Origin of the sequence: Stenotrophomonas maltophilia (assembly GCF_002799245.1) — a bacterium.
GTDB lineage: Bacteria > Pseudomonadota > Gammaproteobacteria > Xanthomonadales > Xanthomonadaceae > Stenotrophomonas > Stenotrophomonas maltophilia_S.
The window spans coordinates 1,018,773-1,042,184 of sequence record NZ_NEQV01000001.1; the positions used below are offsets into that span (position 1 = coordinate 1,018,773).

The following is a 23,412-nucleotide window of genomic DNA, read 5'->3' on the forward strand; positions in this document are numbered from 1 at the left end:
AGCCATGCTCGGCTGCCACATGTGGAACCGCAGTCGAGCATGGCTCGACGCTACAGTTCCGCTGTCAGCGCTTCTCGGACAATTTGTCCAGCGCCGCACGCAGCTGCGCCGGCGGCAGGTAACCGCCCAGCTGGGTGCCATCCGGCGCGAAGATCGCCGGCGTTCCGTTCACGCCCAGCTGCTGGCCCAGCGCGTACTGCATCGCCACCGGGTTGGTGCAGTTCTTGGCCGGCACGCTGCCACCGCGCTTGGCGTTGGTCAGCGCCTGGCGACGATCCGCTGCGCACCAGACCGAGATCATGTCGGTGTAATCCTTGCTGCCCAGGCCCATGCGCGGGAACGCCAGGTACTCGACGGTGATGCCGTTGCGGTTGAGCTCGGCGATGTCCTGGTGAAGCTTGCGGCAGTAGCCACACTCGATGTCGGTGAACACGCTGATGGTGTACTTGGCGTTCGGCGCGGCGAACACGATGCGATCGCCGTGGTTGGCCTTGGCCAGCAGGCCGCGACGGTAGCCGAGCAGGCCTTCACTGTTGGCCGGGCCCTTGGCGCGGGTGTCGTACGGCTGCGACTGGAACAGGTAGCGACCGTCATCGGACACGTACAGCAGCTGGCCGGAGACCACTACTTCGCGGAAGCCGGGGAATGGCGCGGCACCGATGTAATCCACCTGGAAACCCGGATTGAGCGCGGTCAGCGCGGCACGTACCGCCTGGTCGGCCGGTGCATTGGCGGACGGGCTGGCCTTGGCCGCAGCGGCAGGCGCCTTGGCGGCAGGCGGAGCCGGCTGGGCGCAGGCAGTCAGGCTGAGCGCACCCAACACGGCGGCGATGGCAAATCGGAGCATGGAACGATCCGCAGCAGAAGAAGATTCCGGATTCTGACACAGCCGCCGGTACCGGGCCGCGACGCCCTGTACTGCCCCGGGCAGCGATTCAGCCCGGCACTCAGCCGCGCGGATGGTGGCGGGCGTGCAGCTTCTGCAGGTGTTCGCGCGCCACCAGGGTGTAGATCTGGGTGGTCGACAGTGAACTGTGGCCGAGCAGCATCTGCAGCGCGCGCAGGTCGGCACCGCGGTTGAGCAGATGGGTGGCGAAGCTGTGACGCAGGCCATGCGGGCTGATCCGCGCCGGGTCGATGCCGGCCACCTGTGCGTGGCGCTTGACCAGGTGCCAGAACGCCTGCCGGGTCAGCGCATGCAACGTCGGTTCGATGAACAACGGGGTCTGCCCGTCCGCCAGGGCGTGCACCCTGCCCTTGCCGACCAGCTGCGGGCGCGACTGCTGCAGGTAACGCTCCAGCCAGTGCTGCGATTCCTCACCCAGCGGCACCAGCCGTTCCTTGCTGCCCTTGCCGGTGACCCGCAGCACGCCCTGGCGCAGGTTGACCGCCGTGGCCGGCAGCAGCACCAGCTCGCTCACGCGCAGGCCGGCGGCATACATCAGTTCCAGCATGGCGCGATCACGCAGCCCCAGCGGGCTGTCGATATCCGGCGCCGCCAGCAGCGCATCGATCTGGCTTTCGGCCAGCGCCTTGGGCAACAGCCGTGGCAGCTTGGGCGGATCCAGCAGTGCGCTCGGATCCTCGCTGCGTTCGCCACGGCGCACGCCATCGGCGAAGAACGCCCGCAGCGCCGACAGCAGGCGCGCATTGCTGCGTGGCGACCAGCCATGCCGGGTGCGCCAGGCCAGATAATCGAACAGCCCGGGTCGCTCGATGCCAGCCAGGCCACCGTCGCGTCCGTCCGTCCAGCGCGCCAGCCCTTCCAGGTCGCGCCGGTAGCTGTCGAGGGTGGCGCGGGCCAGGCCGTTCTCGGCCCAGATCGCATCGAGGAAGCGCTGGATGCGCAGGCTGTCGTCGGCGCGCAGCTCGGGCAGTTGCTGGACCAGCTGGCGTCGCTCGGCGGGGGTGGAAACAAGGGCCATGCGTGCAGGATACGAGGGCCACTGCGGGCACGGCCAGCTTTGCGTATGCTCGGCGCATGTCCCGCCCTGCCACCGACACGGCCTCTGCGGCCGCTACCGAAATGCCCCGCCCACGTGCGCTGCTGCCCTGGCGCGTGCTGGCGATGGTCTACGACGCGCTGCCGGTGCTGGCGCTGTGGATGCTGGCCGGCACGCTGTTCACCCTCGCCTACACCTTCAGCGGCCACGCGCAGCGCGAGAACATTGCGCCATTCAGTGCCTGGCAGTGGCTGCTGTGGACGGTGTGCTGGGTGATCACGGGGGGGTACGCCACGGCCAGCTGGCGCCGCGGCGGACAGACCCTGGGCATGCGGCCGTGGCGGCTGAAACTGCAATCGAGCGATGGCACGCCGTTGCGGCGCGGCCAGCTGTGGCTGCGCTTTGCGATAGGAACGCTGTCACTGCTGCTGGGCGGGCTGGGATTCTGGTGGGCGTGGGTCGACCGCCAACGCCTGACCTGGCATGACCGCGCGAGCGGCACCCGCCTGGTACGCATGCCCAAGCGGTGATCTGCCGCCCGTCACTCCGATCCTGCGCGGCGCCTGGGTAGCGCCGGGCCCATGCCCGGCTGACGGCCTGTGAGCGGAAGGCAGCCGAGCGTGGGCTCGGCTCTACAGAATCCAGCGCGCTGGGCCTGGGACGACCGCCAGCAGACGCACGTTCTGTAGAGTCGAGCCATGCTCGACTCACGCGCGCAGCGCGGAAAGCAGCCGGGGCATGCCCGGCGCCACAGCAATCAGCCCGACTTGCGCCGGAACAGCAGTCCGGACACCGCCAGCATCACGATCGGGGGCAACGCATAGGCGATGCGGTAGTCGAACTTCAGCGCGCCGGCCATGCGGCCGAAGAACAGCTGCAGCAGCCAGAAGCCCAGCGCGAACAGGATGCCCAGGAACAGGCGCTTGCCCATGCCGCCGCTGCGCAGCGACCCGAACGCGAACGGCACCGCCGCCAGGCACAGCGCCAGCACGTTCACCGGGTAGAACCAGCGGCTCCAGTACACATCCTCGAAGTCGCGCGCATCCAGCCCGTTGCGCTGGCGGTAGGCAATGCTGGTGCTCAGCTCGGCCACGCTGAGGTTTCGCGGCTTGGCGATGCCGGTGGCCAGCGCCGCTGCATCCAGCTTCGAGCTCCACGGCTCGCGCGCCACCTCCTGGCGGGTCGCCGAGCGCTCGCCAAAGGTGTCGCGGCGCACCCCGGTCAGCACCCAGCCGTCCTTGTCGTGCTCGGCGGTGGCCGCATGGGTCAACGAGGCGATCTTGCCGTCTTCAGCGATCCGGTACAGGCGCACATCACGCAGGATCAGCCGCGTGCCCTTGTCGCCCACCAGCTGCTCCTCGCCGCTCTGGGCATTGAGGAAGGTGTCGCCTTCGCGCGCCCACAGCCCCGAGTAGCGGGTGGTGGAGATGTCCCGTCCCCACTTGGCACTGGCCTTCAATGCGTCGGCACGGTCCTGGCCCCATGGGCCCAGCGTCTCGGCGCTGAGCACCATCACCGCGGTCAGCAGCGACAGCGCGATCGCCACCGACACGCTCAGACGCTTGCGCGACAGGCCCAGCGCACGCAGTGCGGTCAGCTCCGAGGTCGCGGCCAGCTGGCCCAGGCCCATCAGTGCGCCGATCACCGCGGCCGTCGGGAACATCGTGTAGGCGCGGCGCGGCACCGTGTACAGCACCCACGCGGCGGCATGGCCCAGGGTGTAGCCGTTCTTGCCGATGTCCTTGAACTCGCCGGAGAAGGCCATCACCACGTCCAGGCCGACCAGCACCGCCCAGGTCAGCAGTACCGTGGTGAACACCGACTGGCCCAGGTACAGGTCGAAACGCATCGGGCGCAGCCTCATGCGCGGGCTCCCTTCGGGCGGCCCAGGCGGCCATCACGTGCATACATCCAGATCGCCAGCGCCAGCAGCGGCACGGTCAACCACCACAGGCCAAGCGCGGCCGGAATCTTGCCGTTGGCGATCCAGCCGCTGCCGATGAACATCAGGTTGGTGCCCACCATGTAGGCCATCAGGGCCAGCATCATGCGGCCGTAGCGCTGCTGGCGCGGCGAGCTGCGGCCCAGCGGCACGGTCAGCAGGGCGAAGGCCAGCGCGATCAGCGGCGGTGCCAGGCGGCGGTGCAGCTGCGCCTGCGCCTGCGGGCGCTCGTCGCCGATCAGCTTCAGGGTCGGCATCAGTTCCGGGTCATCCTCGGTGCGGGTCTGCGCGCCATCAGGCAGGGCCACATCGTTGCGGGCAAAGGTCGCCAGCCGGTAATCCAGCGCGCCGGCCACCGGGCCTTCCACCTGGTGGCCGTCATCCAGCTCCAGGAAGCGCTGGCGGGTGCCCTCGAAGAACATGCGACCACTGTTGGCCGACACCACCTCCAGGCGATCGTCCTTCTGCCGCTGCATGAACACCTTGCCCAGCTCGGTGCCGTCGGGCGAGATCGAGGACAGGTAGACCACGCCGCCATTGGGCAGCGGCGTGAAACGGCCCGGCTCCAGGCCGGCCATCAGCACGCTGCGGTTGGCCTCGATGATCATCTGCTCGGCCACCCGGCCGGCCCACGGGCCCAGCCACAGCGAGCAGGTGCCGACCAGCAGCACCACCGGCACCACCAGCATCAGCAGTGGCCGCAGCAGCCGCTTGGGCCCCACTCCGATGGCGGTGATGACCGCCATCTCCGAGTCGCGGTACAGGCGGGCGATGGCCAGCAGCAGGCCCAGCATCAGCGCCAGCGGCAGGATCAGCGGCAGGTAGGCGATGAACTGCAGGCCCAGCTGGGAGAACAGCAGCTTGGCCGGCAGGCGCCCGTCGGCGATGTTGCCGAGGATGTCCACCAGCACGCCGCCCACGCTGACCACCAGCAGGACGATCAGGGTAGCCAGGAAACTCTGGACGAAATCGCCCAGCAGGTATCGGTCGAGCTTCAGCATGGGGCGGTGGTTTAAACTCTGGGGTTCGTTCGCGGTGCCGCCCAGTCTACTGTCTGGGCGTAAACGGCCTGCGATTGTACGGACTCGCCAATGGAATCTGCTCAATGGCCCTCGAATTCACCCTGAACCACGTTGCTCCGGCCGCCGCCACCGTTGATTGCCTGGTGGTAGGCGCGTATGCCGACCATACCCTGACCCCGGCCGCGCAGGCCCTGGACGCCGCCAGTGGCGGCCGCTTGGCCGCCCTGGCCCAGCGCGGCGACCTGTCCGGCAAGACCGGCGCCACCACCCTGCTGCACGACCTGCCGGGCGTGACCGCCCCGCGCGTGCTGGTGGTTGGCCTCGGCGAAGCCGCCCGCTTCGGCGTGCCGCAGTACCTGAAGGCCGTTGGCGACGCCGTGCGCGCGCTGAAGGCCGGCGCCGCCCGCAGCGCGCTGTTCACCCTGTCCGAAGTGGCCATCAAGGACCGCGACGCCGCCTGGGCGATCCGCCAGGCGGTGATCGCCGCCGATCACGCCGCCTACCGCTATACCGCCACCCTGGGCAAGAAGAAGGCCGACGATGCCGGCCTGACCCAGCTGGCCGTAGCCGGTGAGGACGCCCAGGCCCTGGCCCAGGGCCAGGCCATCGCCGCCGGTGTCGAGTTCGCCCGCGAGCTGGGCAACCTGCCGCCGAACTACTGCACCCCGGCCTACCTGGCCGACGTGGGCGTGAAGTTCGCTGGCGAGCACGAGGGTGCCGAGGCCGAGATCCTCGACGAGCAGCAGATGGAAGCGCTGGGCATGGGCTCGCTGCTGGCCGTGGCCCGCGGTTCGGCCAACCGCCCGCGCCTGGTCGTGCTGAAGTGGACCGGCGCTGGTGACGCCAAGCCGTACGTGCTGGTCGGCAAGGGCATCACCTTCGATACCGGTGGCGTCAACCTGAAGACCCAGGGCGGCATCGAAGAGATGAAGTACGACATGTGCGGTGGCGCCAACGTCATCGGCACCTTCGTCGCTGCGGTCAAGGCCAAGCTGCCGCTGAACCTGGTGGTGGTGGTGCCGGCGGTGGAGAACGCCATCGATGGCAACGCCTACCGTCCGTCCGACGTGATCACCTCGATGTCGGGCAAGACCATCGAAGTCGGCAACACCGACGCCGAAGGCCGCCTGATCCTGTGCGACGCGCTGACCTACGCGCAGCGCTTCGAGCCGGCCGCGCTGGTCGACGTCGCCACCCTGACCGGTGCCTGCATGGTCGCCCTCGGCCACCAGACCGCCGGCCTGATGAGCAAGCACGACGACCTGGCCAACGAGCTGCTGGCCGCCGGCGAGCATGTGTTCGACCGCGCCTGGCGCCTGCCGCTGTGGGACGAGTACCAGCCGATGCTGGATTCGACCTTCGCCGACGTCTACAACATCGGCGGCCGCTGGGCCGGCGCGATCACCGCCGGCTGCTTCCTGTCGCGCTTCGCCGAAGGCCAGCGCTGGGCCCACCTGGACATCGCCGGCGTGGCCAGCGATGAAGGCAAGCGTGGCATGGCCACCGGCCGCCCGGTTGGCCTGCTGAGCCAGTGGCTGCTGGACCAGGTCGCCCGCGCCTGATGCCGTACCCGACCCTGGCCGGCAAACGCCGGCCGGGGCTTCGCCCGGCAACGCCGGGCCCCTGCCTGACCCGGACCCTGCCATGCCCCGCGCCGACTTCTACCTGATCGCCAAGCCCCGCTTCCTGACCGAGCCACTGCGCCTGGTCTGCGAGCTGGCGCGCAAGGCCAACGACGCCGGGCTGTTCACCCTGGTGCTGGCCCGCGACCAGGCCCAGGCCGAGGAGCTGGACGAGCTGTTGTGGGCGTTCGACAACGATGCCTACATCCCGCACCAGATCGCCGGGGAAGACATGGACGAGGAAGAGGCCCTGGTACTGATCGCCGTGCCTGGCACCGAGGCACCGGCACGTCCGCTGGTGATCAACCTGCGCGACGAGCCCTGGCTGGGCCAGTGCGAGCGCGTGCTGGAAGTGGTTCCGGCCGATCCGGAAGCGCGCGAACCGCTGCGCGAGCGCTGGCGCCAGTACAAGGCCGCCGGCTACGACCTGAACAAGCACGACATGTAAGTCCCGCGAGGACCCCTTGATGCGCCTGCTGATCGCCCTGATTCTTCCCTGGCTGTCTTTCTTCACCATCGGCCGGCCGCTGGCCGGGATCGCCTGCCTGATCCTGCAGATCACCCTGATCGGCTGGTTGCCCGCCGCGATCTGGGCCGCCTACGCGGTCAGCCAGTACCACACCGACCAGAAGATCCGGCGCGCCCTCGGGTCGCGCTGATCTCCCTTCCGCCTTGATTACCGGTTCCCCCGCATGACCCAACTCGCCTCCAGCTACGACCCGAAGTCCTTCGAGACCGACCTCTACGAGGCCTGGGAGAAGGCCGGCCACTTCAAGCCGTCCGGCACGGGCGAGCCGTACACCATCCTGCTGCCGCCGCCGAACGTGACCGGCACCCTGCACATGGGCCACGCGTTCCAGCAGACCCTGATGGACGCGCTGGTGCGCTATCACCGCATGCGCGGCTACGACACGCTGTGGCAGGTCGGTACCGACCACGCCGGCATCGCCACCGAAATGGTGGTCAGCCGCAATCTGGCGCTGGAAGGCAAGGGCGAGACCCGCGACTCGCTGGGCCGCGAAGGCTTCATCGGCAAGGTCTGGGAGTGGAAGCAGCAGTCCGGCGACACCATCGAACGCCAGATGCGCCGCCTCGGCACCTCCGCCGACTGGTCGCGCAGCACCTTCACCATGGACCCGCAGCCGTCGGCGGCAGTCAACGAAGCCTTCGTGCGCTGGTACGAGCAGGGGCTGATCTACCGTGGCCAGCGCCTGGTCAACTGGGATCCGGTGTTGAAGACCGCCATTTCCGACCTGGAAGTGGAGAGCGCCGAGGAAGACGGTTTCCTGTGGTCGATCGCCTACACGCTGGACGAGGGCCTGAGCTACGAGCACGTCGAGCGCGATGCCGACGGCGTGGAAACCCTGCGCGAAACCCGCGACTACCTGGTCGTCGCCACCACCCGCCCGGAAACCCTGCTGGGTGATACCGCGGTGATGGTGCACCCGGAAGACGAGCGCTATGCGCACCTGATCGGCAAGAACGTGGTGCTGCCACTGACCGGCCGCCGCGTGCCGGTGATCGCCGATGACTACGTGGACCGTGCCTTCGGTACCGGCGTGGTCAAGGTCACCCCGGCGCACGATTTCAACGACTACGAAGTGGGCGTGCGCCACAGCCTGCCGATGATCAACCTGTTCACTCCGGTGGCTGCGCTGAACGAGAACGCGCCGGAGCGCTTCCAGGGGCTGGACCGCTACGCCGCCCGCAAGGCCGTGCTGGCCGAGCTGGAAGACCTGGGCATCCTGGTCGAGACCAAGGCACACAAGCTGCAGGTGCCGCGCGGCGACCGTACCGGCCAGGTGATCGAGCCTTACCTGACCGACCAGTGGTTCGTGAAGATGGACGACCTGGCCAAGCGTGGCCTGGAACTGGTCGAAGACGGAAGCATTTCCTTCGTGCCGCCGAACTGGATCAACACCTACCGCCACTGGATGAACAACATCCAGGACTGGTGCATCAGCCGCCAGCTGTGGTGGGGCCACCGCATTCCGGCGTGGTTCGATGCCGCCACCGGCAGCTGCTACGTCGGTCGCAGCGAAGACGAAGTGCGCGCCAGCAACAACCTCGGCAGCGACGTGGTGCTGAACCAGGAAAGCGACGTGCTGGAGACCTGGTTCTCCTCGCAGCTGTGGCCGTTCTCCACCCTGGGCTGGCCGAACGAGCAGGCCATGGCCGAGCGCGGCTTCGACCGCTACCTGCCGTCGTCGGTGCTGATCACCGGCTTCGACATCATCTTCTTCTGGGTGGCGCGCATGATCATGGCCACCGACAACCTGGTCGGGAAGATCCCGTTCAAGGACGTCTACTTCACCGGCCTGATCCGCGACGGCCAGGGCCAGAAGATGTCCAAGAGCAAGGGCAACGTGCTCGACCCGCTGGACATCATCGACGGCATCACCATCGACGACCTGGTCGCCAAGCGCACCGGTGGCCTGATGCAGCCGAAGATGGTGGAGAAGATCGAGAAGGCCACCCGCAAGGAATTCCCGGACGGCATTGCTGCCCACGGTGCCGATGCGCTGCGCTTCACCATCGCCGCGCTGGCCACCCACGGCCGCGACATCAAGTTCGACATGAACCGCGCCGAGGGCTACAAGAACTTCTGCAACAAGCTGTGGAACGCCAGCCGCTTTGCCCTGATGAACACCGAGGGCGCTGCGTTCACCGGCGTGCCGACGCCGCGCACCGATGCCGAGCGCTGGATCCTCTCGCGCCTGGCGGCGACCACCGCCGAGGCGCAGGGCCATTTCGCCGCGTATCGCTTCGACCTGCTGGCGCAGTGCCTGTACGAGTTCGCCTGGAACGAGTTCTGCGACTGGTTCCTGGAACTGAGCAAGCCGGCACTGAACGGCAGCGACGCCGCCGATGCCGAAAGCACCCGCCACACCCTGCTGTACGTGCTGGAAGCGCTGCTGCGCCTGCTGCACCCGCTCACCCCGTTCATCACCGAACAGCTGTGGCAGCAGCTGGCCCCGCGCCTGGGCCTGGCCGAAACCACGCTGTCGCTGCGCCCGTATCCGACCGCCGCCGAATTCGCCGGTGATTTCGCCCAGGCCGAGGCCGACGTGGAATGGCTGAAGGCGGTGATCAGTGCGGTGCGTCGCGTGCGCAGCGAACTGAACGTCGCCCCGTCCAAGCAGGTGCCACTGCGCCTGCAGGCCGGCCTGGAGCAGGACCGCGCCCGCATTGAACGCTTCAGCGCCTCGCTGTCGTTCCTGCTGAAGCTGGACAGCATCCAGTGGCTGGCCGAAGGCGAAAGCGCACCGCCGGCCGCCGCCGCGATCGTGGGCGAACTGAAGCTGCTGGTGCCGCTGGAAGGCCTGGTCGACCTGGATGCCGAGCGCGCGCGCCTGGACAAGGAGATCAAGCGCGTGGAAGGCGAGCAGGAAAAGAGCGAGGCCAAGCTGGCCAAGTTCACCGACAAGGTGCCAGCGGCCGTGGTCGAGCAGGAGCGCGTGCGCCTGGCCGACTGGAACACCCAGCTGGCCGGCCTGCGCGAGCAGCGCGCGAAGCTGTAAGGCCTCTCTGGCGGGTGCGGCCCCTGTGGTCCGCACCCGTGCGATGTGCCAACCAAGGTTGGCACCTGCTACACCAACGCCGGGCAACGCCCGGCGTTTCCTTTTGTACGGCATGGCATCATCAGCGGATGCCGCTTTCCATCTACCTGCTGGTTCTCGCCGCTGCGGCACTGCATGCCAGCTGGAATGCGATCGTCAAGCGCGGGCCGGACAAGTTCCTCGGCACCGTCCTGGTAACCGGCAGTGCCGCGCTGCTGTCCGCCGCCACGCTGCCCTTGCTGCCCCTGCCTGCCGCACACAGCTGGCCGTGGCTCGGCGCATCGGTACTGTTGCAGGTGACCTATTACGGGCTGGTCGCGCGCTGTTACCAGCAGGTCGACATGAGCCTGGCCTACCCCTTGATGCGTGGCAGCGCGCCGATCCTGGTCGCACTGGCGGGCACCCTGCTCGGTGAGTCATTGCCTGCAGCTGCGTGGCTGGGCGTGGTGCTGGTGAGCACCGGCATCCTGTGCATGGCACTGGGTGCGCGTGGTGGCCAGCTGCGCCTGCCGCTGCTGACTGCGGCGATGATCGCCACCTACACGCTGGTCGATGCGCAGGGCGCGCGCCAGTCAGGCAACGCGCTCAGCTACACGCTGTGGCTGTTCCTGCTGTCGGGTATTCCCCTGCCGCTGTGGGCGTTGTACACCCGGCGCGGCGCGGTGCTGGACTACGCGCGGCAGCATTGGCCGCTGGGACTGGCCGGTGGCTTCGGCACCACGGCCTCCTATGCGATGGCGTTGTGGGCGATGACCCAGGTGCCGGTCGCGTTGGTGTCGGCGCTGCGCGAATCATCGATCCTGTTCGCGCTGCTGATCTCGGTGTTCCTGCTGCGCGAACGGATACCGCGCGCACGCTGGCTGGCGGCGGCGTTGATCGTGGGCGGGGTATTGGCATTGCGGTTGGCGTGAGCAGAGCGTGCCAACCAGGGTTGGCACCTGCCGGTAGTGCCGGCCGCTGGCCGGCAACCCTTCTCCGTTACAGCGGCGGCATCGCCTGCAGGTCGCCGTGGACCAGCTCGATCGCCATCACCACCGCATCCTCGCGGCCCTGTGCGGCCGGGTAGTAGCGCGGGCGGCGGCCGATCTCGTTGAAGCCTTCGCTGTGATAAAGCGCCAGCGCCGGCGTGTTGGACGGGCGCACTTCCAGGAACACGCGCTGTGCGCCACGATCACCCGCCAGCTGCACCAGTGCGCGCAGCAGCTGGCGGCCCAGCCCGCGCGACTGTGCCAGCGGATCGATGCAGATGTTCAGCACATGCGCTTCATCAGCGGCGATGCTGAGCACGCCATAGCCGATCAGCAGACCATCACGCTCCATCGCCAGGCCGGGATAACCAGCACGCAGGCAGTCGATGAAGATGCCGCGGGTCCAGGGAAAAGGGTAGCCCCGCAGCTCGATCGCCATCACGGCATTGAGGTCGCTCTCGCGCAGCGCGCGCAGGCTGACCGGACCGGGCCGGGTCACCGCGCTCACGGCGTGCCCCGCTTGCGCAGAGCGCGCAGCTGCGGCCACAGCGCACGCTTGGCGGCCGGGTCGTGGCGCAGCTGGTCCAGCGGCCAGCTGTCCATCAGCAGCTGCGTAGCCGGGTCGTTCGGGTTGCAGCCTGACGCGCGCAGCAGCGCGATCTGCAGGCGATCCGGCAGGCGTACCACCGGCTGTCGTGCATTTCCGCTGGGCACCGGGCGCTCAGCCGCCGGCACGGTATCCGGGGCGCTGACCGGCGTTTCGCGGCGCGGCGGTGCCGGGCGTTCCGCGCGTACTGCAGGCGCGGGCCCGGTGTGGTCTTCGCGCGACGGCACCGCGGCCCGCACCGGTTCCGGCGGGGCGACGCTGGCCTCGGCTTCGGCCACGCTCAACTGCAGCGCGGCATCCAGCTCGGCGGCCAGTTGGCCATCGTGGTAGACGGTGTAGCCCATGGCCTGCAGCCAGGCCTGCTGGGCCGGTGACCACAGCACGGGCAGGTCCTGGCTCACGCGGCCTCGGGCTTCTTGCGCAGGCGCTGCACGGCCCACATCACCGGGCCGGACAGGGCATACAGGATGCCGACCGCGAACAACACGCGTGGCAGGTCGATCACCGCGATGGCAATGGCCACCGGCACCAGTGCCAGCACAAGGAACGGTACGCGGTCCGAACGGCTGCCCTTTGCAGCGCCGCCCTTGAAGCTCCAGAAGCGGATACGGCTGACCATCAGCAGTGCAGCGATGATCGTCACCGCCAGCGCCACGTAGCGCAGCTGGTTGCCGTCCCAGCCCAGGTTGCCATCGGCGAACGCCCAGACGAAGGACATCATCAGGCCCGCTGCGGCCGGGCTGGCCAGGCCGACGAACCAGCGCTTGTCGACCACCGCCACCTGCGTGTTGAAGCGGGCCAGGCGCAGTGCCGCGCAGGCCGCATACAGGAAGGCCACGGCCCAGCCGACGCGGCCGAGCAGCGGATCGTCGAACTTCAGCCACGACAGCGACCAGTGGTACATCACCAGCGCCGGGGCCATGCCGAAGCTGACCAGATCGGCCAGGGAGTCGTACTGCACGCCGAATTCACTGCTGGTGCCGGTCAGGCGCGCCACGCGCCCGTCCAGGCCATCCATCACCGCCGCCACGAACACGGCGATGCTCGCGTTGACGAAATCCCCGTTGGCCGCGGCGATGATCGCGTAGAAACCGGCGAACAGTCCGGCAGTGGTGAACAGGTTGGGCAGCAGGTAAATCGTGCGCGAACGCGGCGGCGGTGTGATCGGGTCCATGGAATCCAGTTTAATCGACTTGCCAGTGCTCGGCGCCAATGCTGCAATCGGCGTTCTACGCCCATTCCGTGGAGTTTGCCATGCGTGCCCTGTCCTGCCTTGGATGCCTGCTGCTGTTGGCCAGTGCCAACGCCCTGGCCGGTCCCGTCTACAAATGGAAGGACGCCCAGGGCGTGACCCAGTACTCGGAGACCCCACCGGCGGGCAAGAAGTACGAAACCCGCGAGCAGGCCCGTACCCCGCAGGCTGCGGCCAGCACCGGGACCCCGGCCGCGCCGGTCCCCGAGCGGTGCAGCACGGCCCGGGCCAACCTGGCCCTGCTGGACGGCGGTGGCCAGGTGATGCAGGACACCGATGGCGATGGCAAGCCCGATACCCCGTTGACCCCGGAGCAGCACACCGCGCAGAAGGGATTGGCGGAGGCCGCCATCAAGGCGTACTGCCCACCGGCGGGTTAAGGGGGCCGGCAGGGCTTGCAGCCCTGCACCCGCTTCAAGCCACATCAACGTCAAATGCAAAAGCGGCTCTGGTTTTCTGCGGGTTTGGCGGGGCGGTGTGGGCTGGCAGGACACGCCGTAAACCCATCCCTGGGGGCTCGATGGCGCCATCCATGGCGCCAACGGTCCTGCCAGCCCACACCGCCCCACCTCCGACAGGTTCCTGGTGACGGTGGTAGATCCACGCCATGCGTGGATGAAATCTGTCAGATCTCGAATTGAATCCGGGGTCAGATCCGTTTTCCTGCGGAAAACGGATCTGACCCCCATCGGCATGTCCAACAGGTCGCGGAAAACGGATCTGACCCCCATCGGCATGTCCAACAGGTCGCGGGAAACTGTCGAAGGCGGGGTGGGTCCGGCGGCAGGGGTGTGAGCGGCATGGATGCCGCGACCAAGCCCCCATGGGTGAGGGCGCTTTGCTTGCGAAGCACTGCTTCGCAAGCGCCCGAACGCACAGCCGCCAGCGGCTGGGCCGGTCTGGGGGTTTACGGCGTCCCCTGCCGCCGGACCCACCCCGCCATCTCCCAGGAAACGCGTTTTTGCTGTTGCTGTTGACGTTGCTTGAGGCGGGTGCAGGGCGCAGCCCTGCCAATACCCCTCCCCCGGCCGGGCTGGCAGAATAGGCGTCTCTGCCGTTATCCGAAGCCGACGATGCGCCTCTCCCAGTTCCACCTGCACACCACCAAGGAAACCCCCAGCGACGCCGAGCTGACCAGCCATCGGCTGATGCTGCGCGCGGGCATGATCCGCAAGCTGGCATCGGGCCTGTATACCTGGTCGCCGCTGGGCCTGCGCGTGCTGCGCAAGGTCGAGCGCATCGTGCGCGAGGAAATGGACCGGGCCGGTGCCGTGGAATTCCAGATCCCGACCATCCAGCCGAAGGAACTGTGGGAGCAGACCGGCCGCTGGCAGAAGTTCGGCCCGCAGCTGCTGAAGATCAAGGACCGCAAGGACCAGGTGTTCTGCTACAGCCCGACCGCCGAAGAAGCCGCCTGCGACTTCGCGCGCAGCGAGCTGTCCAGCTACAAGCAGCTGCCGGTGAACTTCTACCAGGTGCAGACCAAGTTCCGCGACGAGATCCGTCCGCGCTTCGGCGTGATGCGCTCGCGCGAATTCCTGATGAAGGACGCCTACTCGTTCCACCTGCACGATGAGTGCCTGGTGCGCGAGTACGAGAACATGAAGTCGGCCTACAGCCGCATCTTCACCCGCCTCGGCCTGGACTTCCGCATGGTGCAGGCCGACTCCGGCGCGATCGGCGGCGATGCATCGCAGGAATTCCACGTGATCGCCGATTCCGGCGAGGACGCACTGGTGTTCTCCACCGGTTCGGACTACGCGGCCAACATGGAAGCGGCGATCGCCGCCGATCCGGCGCCGCGCGCCGCCGCCACCGAAACGATGCGCAAGGTGGATACCCCCACCCAGAAGACCTGCGAGGACGTCGCGGCCCTGCTCGGCATCGACCTGCAGCGCACCGTGAAGTCGGTGGCACTGATCGCCGGCGAAGGCGAGGCACAGCAGTTCGTGCTGGTGCTGGTGCGCGGCGACCATGAGGTCAACGAGATCAAGCTGGCCAAGGTGCCGGGCCTGGACGAGCAGCGCTTCGCCAGCGAGGCGGAAATCGCCGAGTACCTGGGCAGCGTGCCAGGCTTCCTCGGTCCGGTCGCCCCGGCCAAGGCGATCCGCGTGGTCGCCGATCGCGAAGTGGCGGCGATGGCCGACTTCGTCGTCGGCGCCAACGAAGCCGGTTTCCACCTGGCCGGCGTCAACTGGGGCCGCGATCTGCCGGAACCGGAAGTGGCCGACCTCCGCAACGTGCGTGCGGGCGACCGTGCCCTGGACGGCGGTGAACTGAAGATCGCCCGTGGCATCGAAGTCGGCCACGTGTTCCAGCTCGGCCGCAAGTACGCCGAAGCGCTGGATGCCACCGTGCTGGATGAAAACGGCAAGGCGGCGGTGATGGCGATGGGCTGCTACGGCATCGGTATCTCGCGCGTGGTGGCTGCCGCGATCGAACAGAACCATGACGATGCCGGCATCATCTGGCCGGATGCGATGGCACCGTGGCAGGTCGTGGTGTGCGTGATCAACCCGAAGGGCGATGCTGCCGTGGCCGATGCCGCTGCCAACCTGCTGCAGGAGCTGCGCGACGCCGGCCTGGACGCTGCACTCGACGACCGTGGCCTGCGCCCGGGCGCGATGTTCGCCGACATGGAACTGATCGGTATCCCGCACCGCGTGGTGGTCAGCGAACGCGGCCTGGCCGCCGGCACCTACGAGTACCGCTCGCGCCGCGCCAGCGACGCGGAGAGCCTGGACAAGGCGACCCTGCTGCAGCGACTGCAGGGCTGACGTGGAAAGACCGGGGCCTGCCCCGGTCTTTTTTTGCCTGCGCCAGCGCGGGCGGATATTGCAGCGGACATAATCCGGTCAAAATCACCGCGACAGCGTCGGCATGCCGCCACGGCATGTCCTGCCTGCATTTGTGCTCGGATTAATTCATCTCTATTCTGTCCGCCGACGCCATGGACTGGCTTGTCCCGTCCACACATTAGTTTCCGGAGTAACCGTAAATGAGCATTGACCTGACCGGCCTGTCGGCACGAGAGCTGGGCGCCCTGATCCGCACCGCGAAGAAGCAGCAGACCATCGTCGCCAAGCGCCGGCCGATCACCAAGGTTCGCGCCCAGCTGACCAAGCTGGCCAAGACCGAGGGTTACACCATCGAGGAACTGTTCGGCGACGCCCCGGCTCCGCGCGCGCGCAAGGTGGCCAAGGCCGCCAAGGCACCGTCGAAGACCGCTGGCCGCAAGCTGGGCAAGGTCGCCCCGAAGTACCGCAACCCCGCCAACCCCAAGGAAACCTGGACCGGCCGTGGCAAGCAGCCGCGCTGGATGGCTGAACTGACCGCCAAGGGCAACAAGAAGCCGGAAGATTTCCTGATCAAGAAGGCCTGAGGCCGGATCGGGATACAAGGAAAAACGCCGGCGAAAGCCGGCGTTTTTTCATTTCCGGGAGAGGTGTGTGGACCAACGGTCCACACCCACATCCACACCTACAGGGTTTTGCGTGCCGGCATCAGCAGGTTGCCGAACAGCAGGCCCGCCACCAGCGCCATCACCACGTTAAGCACGGTGAGGAACACACTCTGGCCGGCGCCCACGTCCTGCTGCTGGACCAGGGTCAGCACGCCGCGCAGGCTGGTGCTTCCGGGCACCATCATGATGATGCCGGGGAGCCGGATGATCGCGCCCGGACGCCCGACCAGGCGACCGAACAGATTGCCACCAGCCGTCAGCAGCATTGCCGACAGGAAGATGCCGGCGGGCGCCCCCCAGGCGTGGCCGCCGAACTTGGAGATCGCATAACCGGCCACCGAGGCGGCGATCACCCACGGGTAATCGCGGCGGTTGGCCTTGAACAGCATCGCGAAGGCAAACGCCGCGGTCAGCAACGAGCCCCACTCCACCCACGGCCCCTGCGGCCGCGTGGCCCGGATCACCGGATCCAGGCCGAGCACGTCGGCCAGGGTCACCGCGATCATCGCGCCGACGCTGAGCTTCATGATGGTGGTCAGCGCGCCGGCAAAGCGCGCGGTACCCGACACCCAGTGCTGGCTGGCCAGCTCGTTGACCGCGTTGGTCAGCGACATGCCGGGCAGCAGCACCACCAGCGAGGCGATGATCACCGTATTGAGGTTGAGCGCACCAATGAAGGACGCCACCAGGGTGGCGACCATGCCGGCCAGCAGCGCGGCCAGCGCCTCGGCGGCCTCACGGGTGGCCGGGCGACGGTCGGTGACCATCCCCAGCAGGCCGATCATCAAGCCGATGACACCGGCGGTGGCGATGTCCAGCCACGGCAACTTCCACATGCCGGCCACGCCCGCCGCGCCCAGGGTGAACGACAGGATGGTGCGCAGCTTGCCGCGCCGGCCCGGATCCTTGTCCAACTGGCGCAGCGCCGTGTGGCCCTGGGCGATGCTCATCCGCCCGTTGGACACTTCTTCAGCGATGTGGTCGGCGACGCTGAGCTTGTGCAGGTCGTTCTCACCGGGCGCCAGGCGGATCACACGGGTGATGTCACTGGAGCCGATCGCCTGCGCCGGATCGCTGAAGCTGAGGATGATACCGGTGGGATTCGACCACGGTTCACAATCCAGATCGAGCTGGCGGGCCAGTGCCACCACCGCCGTCTCCAGGCGCTGGGCCGTTGTGCCATAGCTGTGCAGGCGTCCGGCGATCTCGGAAACAAAGGCCACGCGCTGCGCGTAGGTGGCCTGGGGCGTGGGGATCGTGTGAGCGTCTGCGGACATGCGCCGTAGTATTACCTAGCTGGGCCCCACCGGAGAAATTCATCCGAGTTCGACGCGAAGCCCGATACAGACCGGTTATGCTGCGACCCGAATGGCCCAAGTGAACCCGAACCACGCCCCCCAGCTCGAACAGGATGCCCACGACCCGGGGCTGATCCGCCTGTCCGGCACCTGGACCCTGAAGACCGCGCTGGCCGCGGCCGAGGTCCTGCACGGCGTTCCCGACAAGTTGACCGGCATCGATGCCACCGGCATCGAGCAGCTCGACTCCGCCGGCGTGCTGCAGGTGCTGCGCGTGGCCCATCGTGCCGATCTGCACGAAGACGCGCTGCAGTTCCGCCCGGACCACCAGGCGCTGGTGTGCACCATCGAGGAAGTGGCCGACGACCGGCCCAAGCCCAAGCGCGATTTCGGCGTGCTGGCCGCGCTGGAACGGCTGGGCGTCAGCGTCCACACCACCGCCCACAACATCAAGGCGCTGTGCAGCTTCCTCGGCGAGAACCTGGTCAAGGCGGCCCGGCTGGTCAAGGAACCGCGCCGCTTCCGGTTGACCGCCACCGTGCACCAGATGGAGCAGGTCGGGCTGGACGCGGTACCGCTGGTGGCGCTGCTGTCCTACCTGGTGGGCGCGGTGATCGCGTTCCTCGGCTCGACCATCCTGCGCGACTTCGGTGCCGAGATCTACGTGGTCGAGCTGGTCAACATCGCCTTCCTGCGCGAGTTCGCGGTACTGCTGACCGCCATCGTGCTGGCCGGCCGTACGGCCAGTGCGTTCACCGCACAGATCGGTGCGATGAAGGCACGCGAGGAAATCGATGCGATGCGCACGCTGGGGCTGGACCCGGTCGACCTGCTGGTGCTGCCACGCCTGCTGGCGCTGCTGGTCACCCTGCCCCTGCTGACCTTCATCGCGATGGTCGCCGGCCTGGCCGGCGGCATCACCGTCGGCGCGTTCGACCTCGACATCCCGCCGCAGATGTACATCGCGCGCATGCACGAGACAATGGAAGTGCGGCACATGCTGGTCGGCCTGTCGAAGGCGCCGGTATTCGCGCTGGTGATCGGCCTGATCGGCTGCCTGGAAGGACTGAAGGTCGAGGGCACCGCGCAGTCGGTCGGCGAGCGCACTACCTCCAGCGTGGTGCAGACGATCTCGCTGGTGATCATCATCGACGCCTTCGCGGCGTTGTGGTTCATGCACATGGACTGGTGACATGAGCACATCCACCCCACCCGAAACCCTCGACATGCGCGATGGCGACGGCCACGAGCTGGCCATCCGCGTGCGGGGCCTGATCAACCGCTTCGGCAGCCAGACCGTGCACGAAGACCTGGACCTGGACGTGCGCCGCGGCGAGATCCTGGGCGTGGTCGGCGGCTCCGGTACCGGCAAGTCGGTGCTGATGCGCTCGATCCTTGGGCTGCGCACGCCCGACGAGGGCCGGATCGAAGTGCTGGGCCGCGATGCGCGTGCCGACGACGCCGAAAGCCGCCTGCACATCGAACGCAATACCGGCGTGCTGTTCCAGGACGGCGCCCTGTTCTCGTCGCTGACCGTGGGCGAGAACGTGCAGGTGCCGCTGAAGGAACACCACCGCGAGCTGCCAGAGCGCTGGCACTACGAGCTGGCGCTGCTGAAGGTGAAGCTGGCCGGGCTGCCCGCCGATGCGATCAACAAGCTGCCCTCGCAGCTGTCCGGCGGCATGCGCAAGCGCGCCGGCCTGGCCCGGGCGTTGGCGCTGGACCCGCCGTTGCTGTTCCTGGATGAACCGACCGCCGGGCTCGACCCGATCGGCGCGGCCGCCTTCGACCGCCTGATCAAGACCCTGCAGGAAGCGCTGGGGCTGACCGTGTTCCTGATCACCCACGACCTGGACACCCTTTACGCCATCTGCGACCGCGTCGCCGTGCTGGCCGACCGCAAGGTGGTGGCCAACGCGCCCCTCCCGGAAATCGAGAAACTGGATCATCCGTGGATCCAGGAATACTTCCACGGACCCCGCGCGCGCGCCGCGCGTGGCGAACAGATCGAGAGTGCCTGAGCCATGGAAACCAAAGCCAACTACGTGCTGATCGGCGCGTTCACCCTGATCACCGGCCTGGCCCTGCTGGCCTTCGGCCTGTGGGCCGCCAAGTACTCCTCCGACCGTACGTGGCAGGAATACCGCGTGGTGTTCCGCGAAGCGGTGACCGGCCTGTCGGTGGGCAGCCCGGTGCAGTACAACGGCATCGCGGTCGGTTCGATCACCGAACTGAACCTGGTGCCGGACGACCCGCGCCAGGTGGTCGCGCGCATCCGCCTGAACTCCAACACGCCGGTCAAGACCGATACCCGCGCCAAGCTGGCGATCACCAGCCTGACCGGCCCGTCGATCATCCAGCTCAGCGGCGGCACGCCGCAGTCGCCGGCGCTGACCACGGTCAACAAGGATCCGGCACCGATCATCCCGACCACGCCCTCGGCGCTGCAGAACATCACCGACGTCGCCAACCGCATCGTCGAGCGCATGGACCAGATCCTCAGCGACCGCAACGTGGCCTCGATCAACGCGACGCTGGCCAACCTGGAGACGATCAGTGGTGGCCTGGCCGACCGTGACCAGGGCACGCAGGCGCTGCTGCTCAGCGCGCGCGATGCCGCGCGCAGCCTGGACACCACGCTGAAGACCACCAACGGCACCATCGAGCGCCTGGACAAGAACCTGGTGCAGCAGCTGCCCGGCATCATCGACAAGCTCGATGGCACCCTGGCCAAGCTCGATTCGGCCGCCGGCAACGCCGATTCGATCCTGGGCGAGAACCGCGCCGCGATCAACAGCTTCGCCAACGATGGCCTCGGCCAGCTGGGCCCGACGCTGACCGAACTGCGCGGCCTGGTCCGCGACCTGCGCCGGGTCAGCGACCGCCTCGAGAACAATCCCGCGCGCTACCTGCTGGGCCGCGACGCACCGAAGGAGTTCGAACCCAAATGAGCCCGACCACCCTTCCGCGCCTGCTGCTGGCCGCTTCGATGGTCCCCCTGCTGGGCGGCTGCTCCATCCTCGGCAGCAGCGAAAAAACCGCGGTGACGCTGTACTCGCCGTCCGTGCAGGTCAAGGCGGACCCGGCGTGGCCGCAGGCCAGCTGGCAGCTGGTGCTGGCCAAGCCCAGCGCCGCGCGCATGGTCGACAGCCCGCGCATCAATGTGCGGCCGGCACCGTCGCAGCTGGAGATCTACAAGGGTGCCAGCTGGGCGCAGCCGGCCACCGACATGATCGAGGACACCCTGCTGCGCGGCTTCGAGGATTCCGGCCGCATCCGCGGCGTGGCCCGCAGCACCGCCGGCATCCGCGCCGACTACAAGCTGTCCACCGACGTGCGCCGCTTCGAATCGGATTACCAGGGACAGGCCACGCCGACCGTGGTGATCGAGGTCAACGCCAAGCTGATCCACGTCGCCGACCAGCGCGTGGTGGCTGACCGCACCTTCCGCCAGGCCCAGCCGGTCGGCAGCACCGACGTACCGGCGGTGACCGCGGCCTTCGAGCGTGGCCTGCAGCAGCTGACGCAGGACGTGGTCGGCTGGACGTTGACCAGCGGCCAGAACGACACGCTGGCGGCCAAGCGCTGATGCGTTGCAGGGGTCAGATCCCTTTCCGGCAGGAAAGGGATCTGACCCCTTCTTCGTCAACGTGGGGTAATCCAGCGGAAGGTCAGGTTGATCCGCTCGCTCTGCACCCGCGCCATCTTCGGCAGCGCGTGCTGGTAGAAGCGCTGGGTCTGCCCGGCCATCAGCAGCAGGTCACCATGGCCAAGCACGAATTCGGCCTTGCGCGCCGGATCGTCGCGGCGGCGCAGCAGGAACCGGCGCTCAGCGCCCAGGCTCAGCGAAGCGATCACCGGGGCCGGCCCCAGCTCCGGCTCGTCATCACTGTGCCAGCCCATGTAATCACCGCCACCACGGTAGCGGTTCAGCAGCACGCTGTTGAAGCGGCCGTGACCCTCGGCTTCCAGGCGCTCGCGCACGGCCTGCAGCACGGGCGGCCATGGGTGCGGCACGAACTCGGCACCGGAATAGCGATAGCGGGCCTGCGGGTCGCCGATCCAGCAGCTCAGCCGCGGCGAGTCCACCCAGTTGCCGAACATGCGGATGCGGTGGACCTCCCACGGCACGCTGGCCTGCAGCACGTCCATGAGCCGGCCTGCGTCGGCCGCAGCCAGCCAGCCCGGCACGTGCAGGACATCGGCATCGGGCAGGTCGTGGGGGAACAGCATGGCGATCCCTCAGGAAACAGGGCGGCCCTGGGCCGCCCTTGTACCATCAGCCGCGCTGGAACGCGACGCCGGTCTTTTCCTGCAATTCCTCATCGCTGACACCCGGCGCAGCTTCCACCAGCAGCAGGCCCCTGTCAGTCACGTCGAACACCGCCAGGTCGGTGATGATGCGGTCGACCACGCCCACGCCGGTCAACGGCAGCGTGCATTCGGCCAGGATCTTGTGCTCGCCGTTCTTGGCGGTGTGCTCCATCAGCACCACCACGCGCTGCACGCCGGCGACCAGGTCCATCGCGCCGCCCATGCCCTTGACCATCTTGCCGGGCACCATCCAGTTGGCCAGGTCGCCCTTGTCGGTCACCTGCATGGCACCGAGGATGGCCAGGTTGATGTGCCCACCGCGGATCATCGCGAAGCTGTCGTGGCTGCCGAAGTAGCTGGCGCCCGCGCGTGCAGTGACGGTCTGCTTGCCGGCATTGATCAGGTCGGCGTCGACTTCGGCGTCGGTCGGGAACGGGCCGATACCGAGCAGGCCGTTTTCCGACTGCAGCCACACATCCACGCCTTCGGGAATGTGGTTGGCCACCAGCGTCGGCAGGCCGATGCCCAGGTTCACGTACGCGCCGTCGGTCAGCTCGCGCGCCGCGCGTGCGGCCATTTCGTCACGGGTCCACGCCATGTCAGTTGCCCTCCGCGCGGATGGTGCGCTGTTCGATTCGCTTCTCAGGATGCGCGTTGTGCACGATGCGGTGCACGTAGATGCCCGGCAGATGCACCTGGTCCGGGTCGATGGCGCCGACCGGCACCACCTCTTCCACTTCCACGATGCAGACCTTGCCCGCCATTGCGCAGGCCGGGTTGAAGTTGCGTGCGGTCTTGCGGAACACCAGGTTGCCAGCCTCGTCGGCCTTCCAGGCCTTGACCAGCGCCACGTCGGCGCGCAGCGCGGTCTCCATCACATAGTGCTTGCCATCGAACTCGCGGGTTTCCTTGCCCTCGGCCACCACCGTGCCGTAGCCGGTGGCAGTGAAGAACGCCGGAATACCCGCGCCACCGGCGCGCAGGCGCTCGGCCAGGGTGCCCTGCGGGTTGAACTCCAGCTCCAGCTCGCCGGCCAGGAACTGCCGTTCGAATTCCTTGTTCTCGCCCACGTAGGACGAAATCATCTTCTTGATCTGCCGCGTTTCCAGCAGTTGGCCCAGGCCGAAGCCATCGACGCCGGCATTGTTGGAGATCACGGTCAGGCCCTTGGCGCCACTGTCGCGCAGCGCAGCGATCAGCGCCTCGGGAATGCCACACAGGCCAAAGCCGCCCACGGCCAGGGTCTGGCCATCGGCGACGACCCCCTGCAGGGCCTCCGCCGCACTGGCGAAGCGCTTGCCGCGCTTTCCGCCGGTCGTTGCCAGGTTGCTCATCTACGCCCTCACCTCGTTGATGTAATGCGCCCATTCTAGGCCAGCGCGCCGACCGGTCACGTGGCGTTGCGGCATGGAAACGATTCC

General features: G+C 67.9%; 24 protein-coding genes. 13 read left to right on the forward strand and 11 right to left on the reverse strand.

What is annotated here, in order from left to right; genetic code table 11:
• Positions 1-64: 64 nt before the first annotated feature.
• Positions 65-847 (reverse strand): thioredoxin fold domain-containing protein, encoded by a 783-nt coding sequence (locus B9Y64_RS04820; RefSeq protein WP_100439685.1) that lies wholly within the window; start codon positions 845-847, stop codon positions 65-67.
• A 100-nt stretch (positions 848-947) separates the two neighbouring features.
• Positions 948-1,925, reverse strand: a complete 978-nt coding sequence (xerD, locus tag B9Y64_RS04825; protein ID WP_100439686.1) for a site-specific tyrosine recombinase XerD — start codon at positions 1,923-1,925, stop codon at positions 948-950.
• A 56-nt stretch (positions 1,926-1,981) separates the two neighbouring features.
• Between xerD and B9Y64_RS04830 the strand changes: the two genes are divergently transcribed.
• On the forward strand, positions 1,982-2,473 hold the full coding sequence (locus B9Y64_RS04830; RefSeq protein ID WP_100439687.1) for an RDD family protein: 492 nt from the start codon (positions 1,982-1,984) through the stop codon (positions 2,471-2,473).
• Between the two features lie 227 nt (positions 2,474-2,700).
• Here the strand turns inward: B9Y64_RS04830 and lptG are convergent, their stop codons facing one another.
• On the reverse strand, positions 2,701-3,807 hold the full coding sequence (gene lptG, locus B9Y64_RS04835; protein WP_100439688.1) for an LPS export ABC transporter permease LptG: 1,107 nt from the start codon (positions 3,805-3,807) through the stop codon (positions 2,701-2,703).
• Positions 3,804-4,886 (reverse strand): LPS export ABC transporter permease LptF, encoded by a 1,083-nt coding sequence (lptF, locus tag B9Y64_RS04840; RefSeq protein ID WP_100439689.1) that lies wholly within the window; start codon positions 4,884-4,886, stop codon positions 3,804-3,806. Before lptF ends, lptG begins: the two co-directional genes overlap by 4 nt.
• Before the next feature lie 104 nt (positions 4,887-4,990).
• On the opposite strand from lptF, the gene B9Y64_RS04845 reads away from it, so the two are divergent.
• The 5 genes from B9Y64_RS04845 (at position 4,991) to B9Y64_RS04865 (ending at position 11,000) form a co-directional block, all read left to right on the forward strand.
• The gene (locus B9Y64_RS04845) at positions 4,991-6,469 is read left to right on the forward strand and encodes a leucyl aminopeptidase (protein ID WP_100439690.1); all 1,479 of its coding nucleotides are present in this window, start codon (positions 4,991-4,993) and stop codon (positions 6,467-6,469) included.
• A gap of 82 nt (positions 6,470-6,551) precedes the next feature.
• Positions 6,552-6,977, forward strand: a complete 426-nt coding sequence (locus B9Y64_RS04850) for a DNA polymerase III subunit chi (RefSeq protein ID WP_005415211.1) — start codon at positions 6,552-6,554, stop codon at positions 6,975-6,977.
• A gap of 19 nt (positions 6,978-6,996) precedes the next feature.
• Positions 6,997-7,188, forward strand: coding sequence for a YqaE/Pmp3 family membrane protein (locus B9Y64_RS04855; RefSeq protein ID WP_100439691.1), 192 nt, complete (start codon positions 6,997-6,999; stop codon positions 7,186-7,188).
• Positions 7,189-7,221: 33 nt separating this feature from the next.
• A complete protein-coding gene (locus tag B9Y64_RS04860) occupies positions 7,222-10,050 on the forward strand; it encodes a valine--tRNA ligase (RefSeq protein ID WP_100439692.1) in 2,829 nt (942 codons plus the stop codon).
• Positions 10,051-10,178: 128 nt separating this feature from the next.
• Complete coding sequence (locus B9Y64_RS04865; protein ID WP_100439693.1) at positions 10,179-11,000, forward strand: EamA family transporter; 822 nt, start codon at positions 10,179-10,181, stop codon at positions 10,998-11,000.
• Positions 11,001-11,067: 67 nt separating this feature from the next.
• Here the strand turns inward: B9Y64_RS04865 and rimI are convergent, their stop codons facing one another.
• From rimI to pssA, 3 genes are read right to left on the reverse strand one after another with little or no spacing between them, the layout of a single operon-like run.
• On the reverse strand, positions 11,068-11,565 hold the full coding sequence (gene rimI / locus B9Y64_RS04870; RefSeq protein WP_100439694.1) for a ribosomal protein S18-alanine N-acetyltransferase: 498 nt from the start codon (positions 11,563-11,565) through the stop codon (positions 11,068-11,070).
• Positions 11,562-12,065 (reverse strand): hypothetical protein, encoded by a 504-nt coding sequence (locus B9Y64_RS04875; protein WP_100439695.1) that lies wholly within the window; start codon positions 12,063-12,065, stop codon positions 11,562-11,564. Before B9Y64_RS04875 ends, rimI begins: the two co-directional genes overlap by 4 nt.
• The gene (pssA, locus tag B9Y64_RS04880; RefSeq protein WP_100439696.1) at positions 12,062-12,838 is read right to left on the reverse strand and encodes a CDP-diacylglycerol--serine O-phosphatidyltransferase; all 777 of its coding nucleotides are present in this window, start codon (positions 12,836-12,838) and stop codon (positions 12,062-12,064) included. The genes B9Y64_RS04875 and pssA overlap by 4 nt, the downstream gene beginning before the upstream one ends.
• Before the next feature lie 80 nt (positions 12,839-12,918).
• Here pssA and B9Y64_RS04885 point away from each other — a divergent pair, with 80 nt between their 5' ends.
• The 3 genes from B9Y64_RS04885 (at position 12,919) to B9Y64_RS04895 (ending at position 16,298) form a co-directional block, all read left to right on the forward strand.
• The gene (locus B9Y64_RS04885; protein WP_100439903.1) at positions 12,919-13,296 is read left to right on the forward strand and encodes a DUF4124 domain-containing protein; all 378 of its coding nucleotides are present in this window, start codon (positions 12,919-12,921) and stop codon (positions 13,294-13,296) included.
• Positions 13,297-13,989: 693 nt separating this feature from the next.
• Positions 13,990-15,693, forward strand: coding sequence for a proline--tRNA ligase (locus B9Y64_RS04890; protein WP_100439697.1), 1,704 nt, complete (start codon positions 13,990-13,992; stop codon positions 15,691-15,693).
• A 221-nt stretch (positions 15,694-15,914) separates the two neighbouring features.
• Positions 15,915-16,298, forward strand: coding sequence for an H-NS family nucleoid-associated regulatory protein (locus B9Y64_RS04895; RefSeq protein WP_049398421.1), 384 nt, complete (start codon positions 15,915-15,917; stop codon positions 16,296-16,298).
• Positions 16,299-16,396: 98 nt separating this feature from the next.
• On the opposite strand, the gene B9Y64_RS04900 is transcribed toward B9Y64_RS04895, so the two are convergent.
• Positions 16,397-17,656: a threonine/serine ThrE exporter family protein gene (locus B9Y64_RS04900; RefSeq protein ID WP_014645868.1), complete on the reverse strand. Its 1,260-nt coding sequence runs from the start codon at positions 17,654-17,656 to the stop codon at positions 16,397-16,399.
• Between the two features lie 91 nt (positions 17,657-17,747).
• Here B9Y64_RS04900 and B9Y64_RS04905 point away from each other — a divergent pair, with 91 nt between their 5' ends.
• From B9Y64_RS04905 to B9Y64_RS04920, 4 genes are read left to right on the forward strand one after another with little or no spacing between them, the layout of a single operon-like run.
• Complete coding sequence (locus tag B9Y64_RS04905) at positions 17,748-18,869, forward strand: MlaE family ABC transporter permease (RefSeq protein ID WP_100439698.1); 1,122 nt, start codon at positions 17,748-17,750, stop codon at positions 18,867-18,869.
• A gap of 1 nt (position 18,870) precedes the next feature.
• A complete protein-coding gene (locus tag B9Y64_RS04910; RefSeq protein ID WP_100439699.1) occupies positions 18,871-19,698 on the forward strand; it encodes an ABC transporter ATP-binding protein in 828 nt (275 codons plus the stop codon).
• Between the two features lie 3 nt (positions 19,699-19,701).
• Positions 19,702-20,628, forward strand: a complete 927-nt coding sequence (locus B9Y64_RS04915) for an MlaD family protein (RefSeq protein WP_100439700.1) — start codon at positions 19,702-19,704, stop codon at positions 20,626-20,628.
• Positions 20,625-21,266, forward strand: coding sequence for an ABC-type transport auxiliary lipoprotein family protein (locus B9Y64_RS04920; RefSeq protein WP_100439701.1), 642 nt, complete (start codon positions 20,625-20,627; stop codon positions 21,264-21,266). Before B9Y64_RS04915 ends, B9Y64_RS04920 begins: the two co-directional genes overlap by 4 nt.
• 56 nt (positions 21,267-21,322) lie before the next feature.
• Here the strand turns inward: B9Y64_RS04920 and B9Y64_RS04925 are convergent, their stop codons facing one another.
• From B9Y64_RS04925 to B9Y64_RS04935, 3 genes are read right to left on the reverse strand one after another with little or no spacing between them, the layout of a single operon-like run.
• Positions 21,323-21,910 carry an alpha-ketoglutarate-dependent dioxygenase AlkB family protein gene (locus tag B9Y64_RS04925; RefSeq protein ID WP_100439702.1) on the reverse strand — a complete coding sequence of 196 codons (588 nt, stop codon included), beginning with the start codon at positions 21,908-21,910 and terminating at the stop codon, positions 21,323-21,325.
• Positions 21,911-21,956: 46 nt separating this feature from the next.
• Entirely contained in the window at positions 21,957-22,589 is a 633-nt protein-coding gene (locus B9Y64_RS04930) for a CoA transferase subunit B (RefSeq protein ID WP_100439703.1), read from the reverse strand.
• Between the two features lies 1 nt (position 22,590).
• The gene (locus tag B9Y64_RS04935) at positions 22,591-23,325 is read right to left on the reverse strand and encodes a CoA transferase subunit A (RefSeq protein WP_100439704.1); all 735 of its coding nucleotides are present in this window, start codon (positions 23,323-23,325) and stop codon (positions 22,591-22,593) included.
• Between the last annotated feature and the right edge of the window lie 87 nt (positions 23,326-23,412).

Coding starts and splice junctions, on each gene's coding strand:
- B9Y64_RS04820 (WP_100439685.1), bottom strand. CDS start 847: ATGCTCCGATTTGCCATCGCCGCCGTGTTGGGTGCGCTCAGCCTGACT.
- xerD (WP_100439686.1), bottom strand. CDS start 1,925: ATGGCCCTTGTTTCCACCCCCGCCGAGCGACGCCAGCTGGTCCAGCAA.
- B9Y64_RS04830 (WP_100439687.1), top strand. CDS start 1,982: ATGTCCCGCCCTGCCACCGACACGGCCTCTGCGGCCGCTACCGAAATG.
- lptG (WP_100439688.1), bottom strand. CDS start 3,807: ATGAGGCTGCGCCCGATGCGTTTCGACCTGTACCTGGGCCAGTCGGTG.
- lptF (WP_100439689.1), bottom strand. CDS start 4,886: ATGCTGAAGCTCGACCGATACCTGCTGGGCGATTTCGTCCAGAGTTTC.
- B9Y64_RS04845 (WP_100439690.1), top strand. CDS start 4,991: ATGGCCCTCGAATTCACCCTGAACCACGTTGCTCCGGCCGCCGCCACC.
- B9Y64_RS04850 (WP_005415211.1), top strand. CDS start 6,552: ATGCCCCGCGCCGACTTCTACCTGATCGCCAAGCCCCGCTTCCTGACC.
- B9Y64_RS04855 (WP_100439691.1), top strand. CDS start 6,997: ATGCGCCTGCTGATCGCCCTGATTCTTCCCTGGCTGTCTTTCTTCACC.
- B9Y64_RS04860 (WP_100439692.1), top strand. CDS start 7,222: ATGACCCAACTCGCCTCCAGCTACGACCCGAAGTCCTTCGAGACCGAC.
- B9Y64_RS04865 (WP_100439693.1), top strand. CDS start 10,179: ATGCCGCTTTCCATCTACCTGCTGGTTCTCGCCGCTGCGGCACTGCAT.
- pssA (WP_100439696.1), bottom strand. CDS start 12,838: ATGGACCCGATCACACCGCCGCCGCGTTCGCGCACGATTTACCTGCTG.
- B9Y64_RS04885 (WP_100439903.1), top strand. CDS start 12,919: ATGCGTGCCCTGTCCTGCCTTGGATGCCTGCTGCTGTTGGCCAGTGCC.
- B9Y64_RS04890 (WP_100439697.1), top strand. CDS start 13,990: ATGCGCCTCTCCCAGTTCCACCTGCACACCACCAAGGAAACCCCCAGC.
- B9Y64_RS04895 (WP_049398421.1), top strand. CDS start 15,915: ATGAGCATTGACCTGACCGGCCTGTCGGCACGAGAGCTGGGCGCCCTG.
- B9Y64_RS04900 (WP_014645868.1), bottom strand. CDS start 17,656: ATGTCCGCAGACGCTCACACGATCCCCACGCCCCAGGCCACCTACGCG.
- B9Y64_RS04905 (WP_100439698.1), top strand. CDS start 17,748: ATGGCCCAAGTGAACCCGAACCACGCCCCCCAGCTCGAACAGGATGCC.
- B9Y64_RS04910 (WP_100439699.1), top strand. CDS start 18,871: ATGAGCACATCCACCCCACCCGAAACCCTCGACATGCGCGATGGCGAC.
- B9Y64_RS04915 (WP_100439700.1), top strand. CDS start 19,702: ATGGAAACCAAAGCCAACTACGTGCTGATCGGCGCGTTCACCCTGATC.
- B9Y64_RS04920 (WP_100439701.1), top strand. CDS start 20,625: ATGAGCCCGACCACCCTTCCGCGCCTGCTGCTGGCCGCTTCGATGGTC.
- B9Y64_RS04925 (WP_100439702.1), bottom strand. CDS start 21,910: ATGCTGTTCCCCCACGACCTGCCCGATGCCGATGTCCTGCACGTGCCG.
- B9Y64_RS04930 (WP_100439703.1), bottom strand. CDS start 22,589: ATGGCGTGGACCCGTGACGAAATGGCCGCACGCGCGGCGCGCGAGCTG.
- B9Y64_RS04935 (WP_100439704.1), bottom strand. CDS start 23,325: ATGAGCAACCTGGCAACGACCGGCGGAAAGCGCGGCAAGCGCTTCGCC.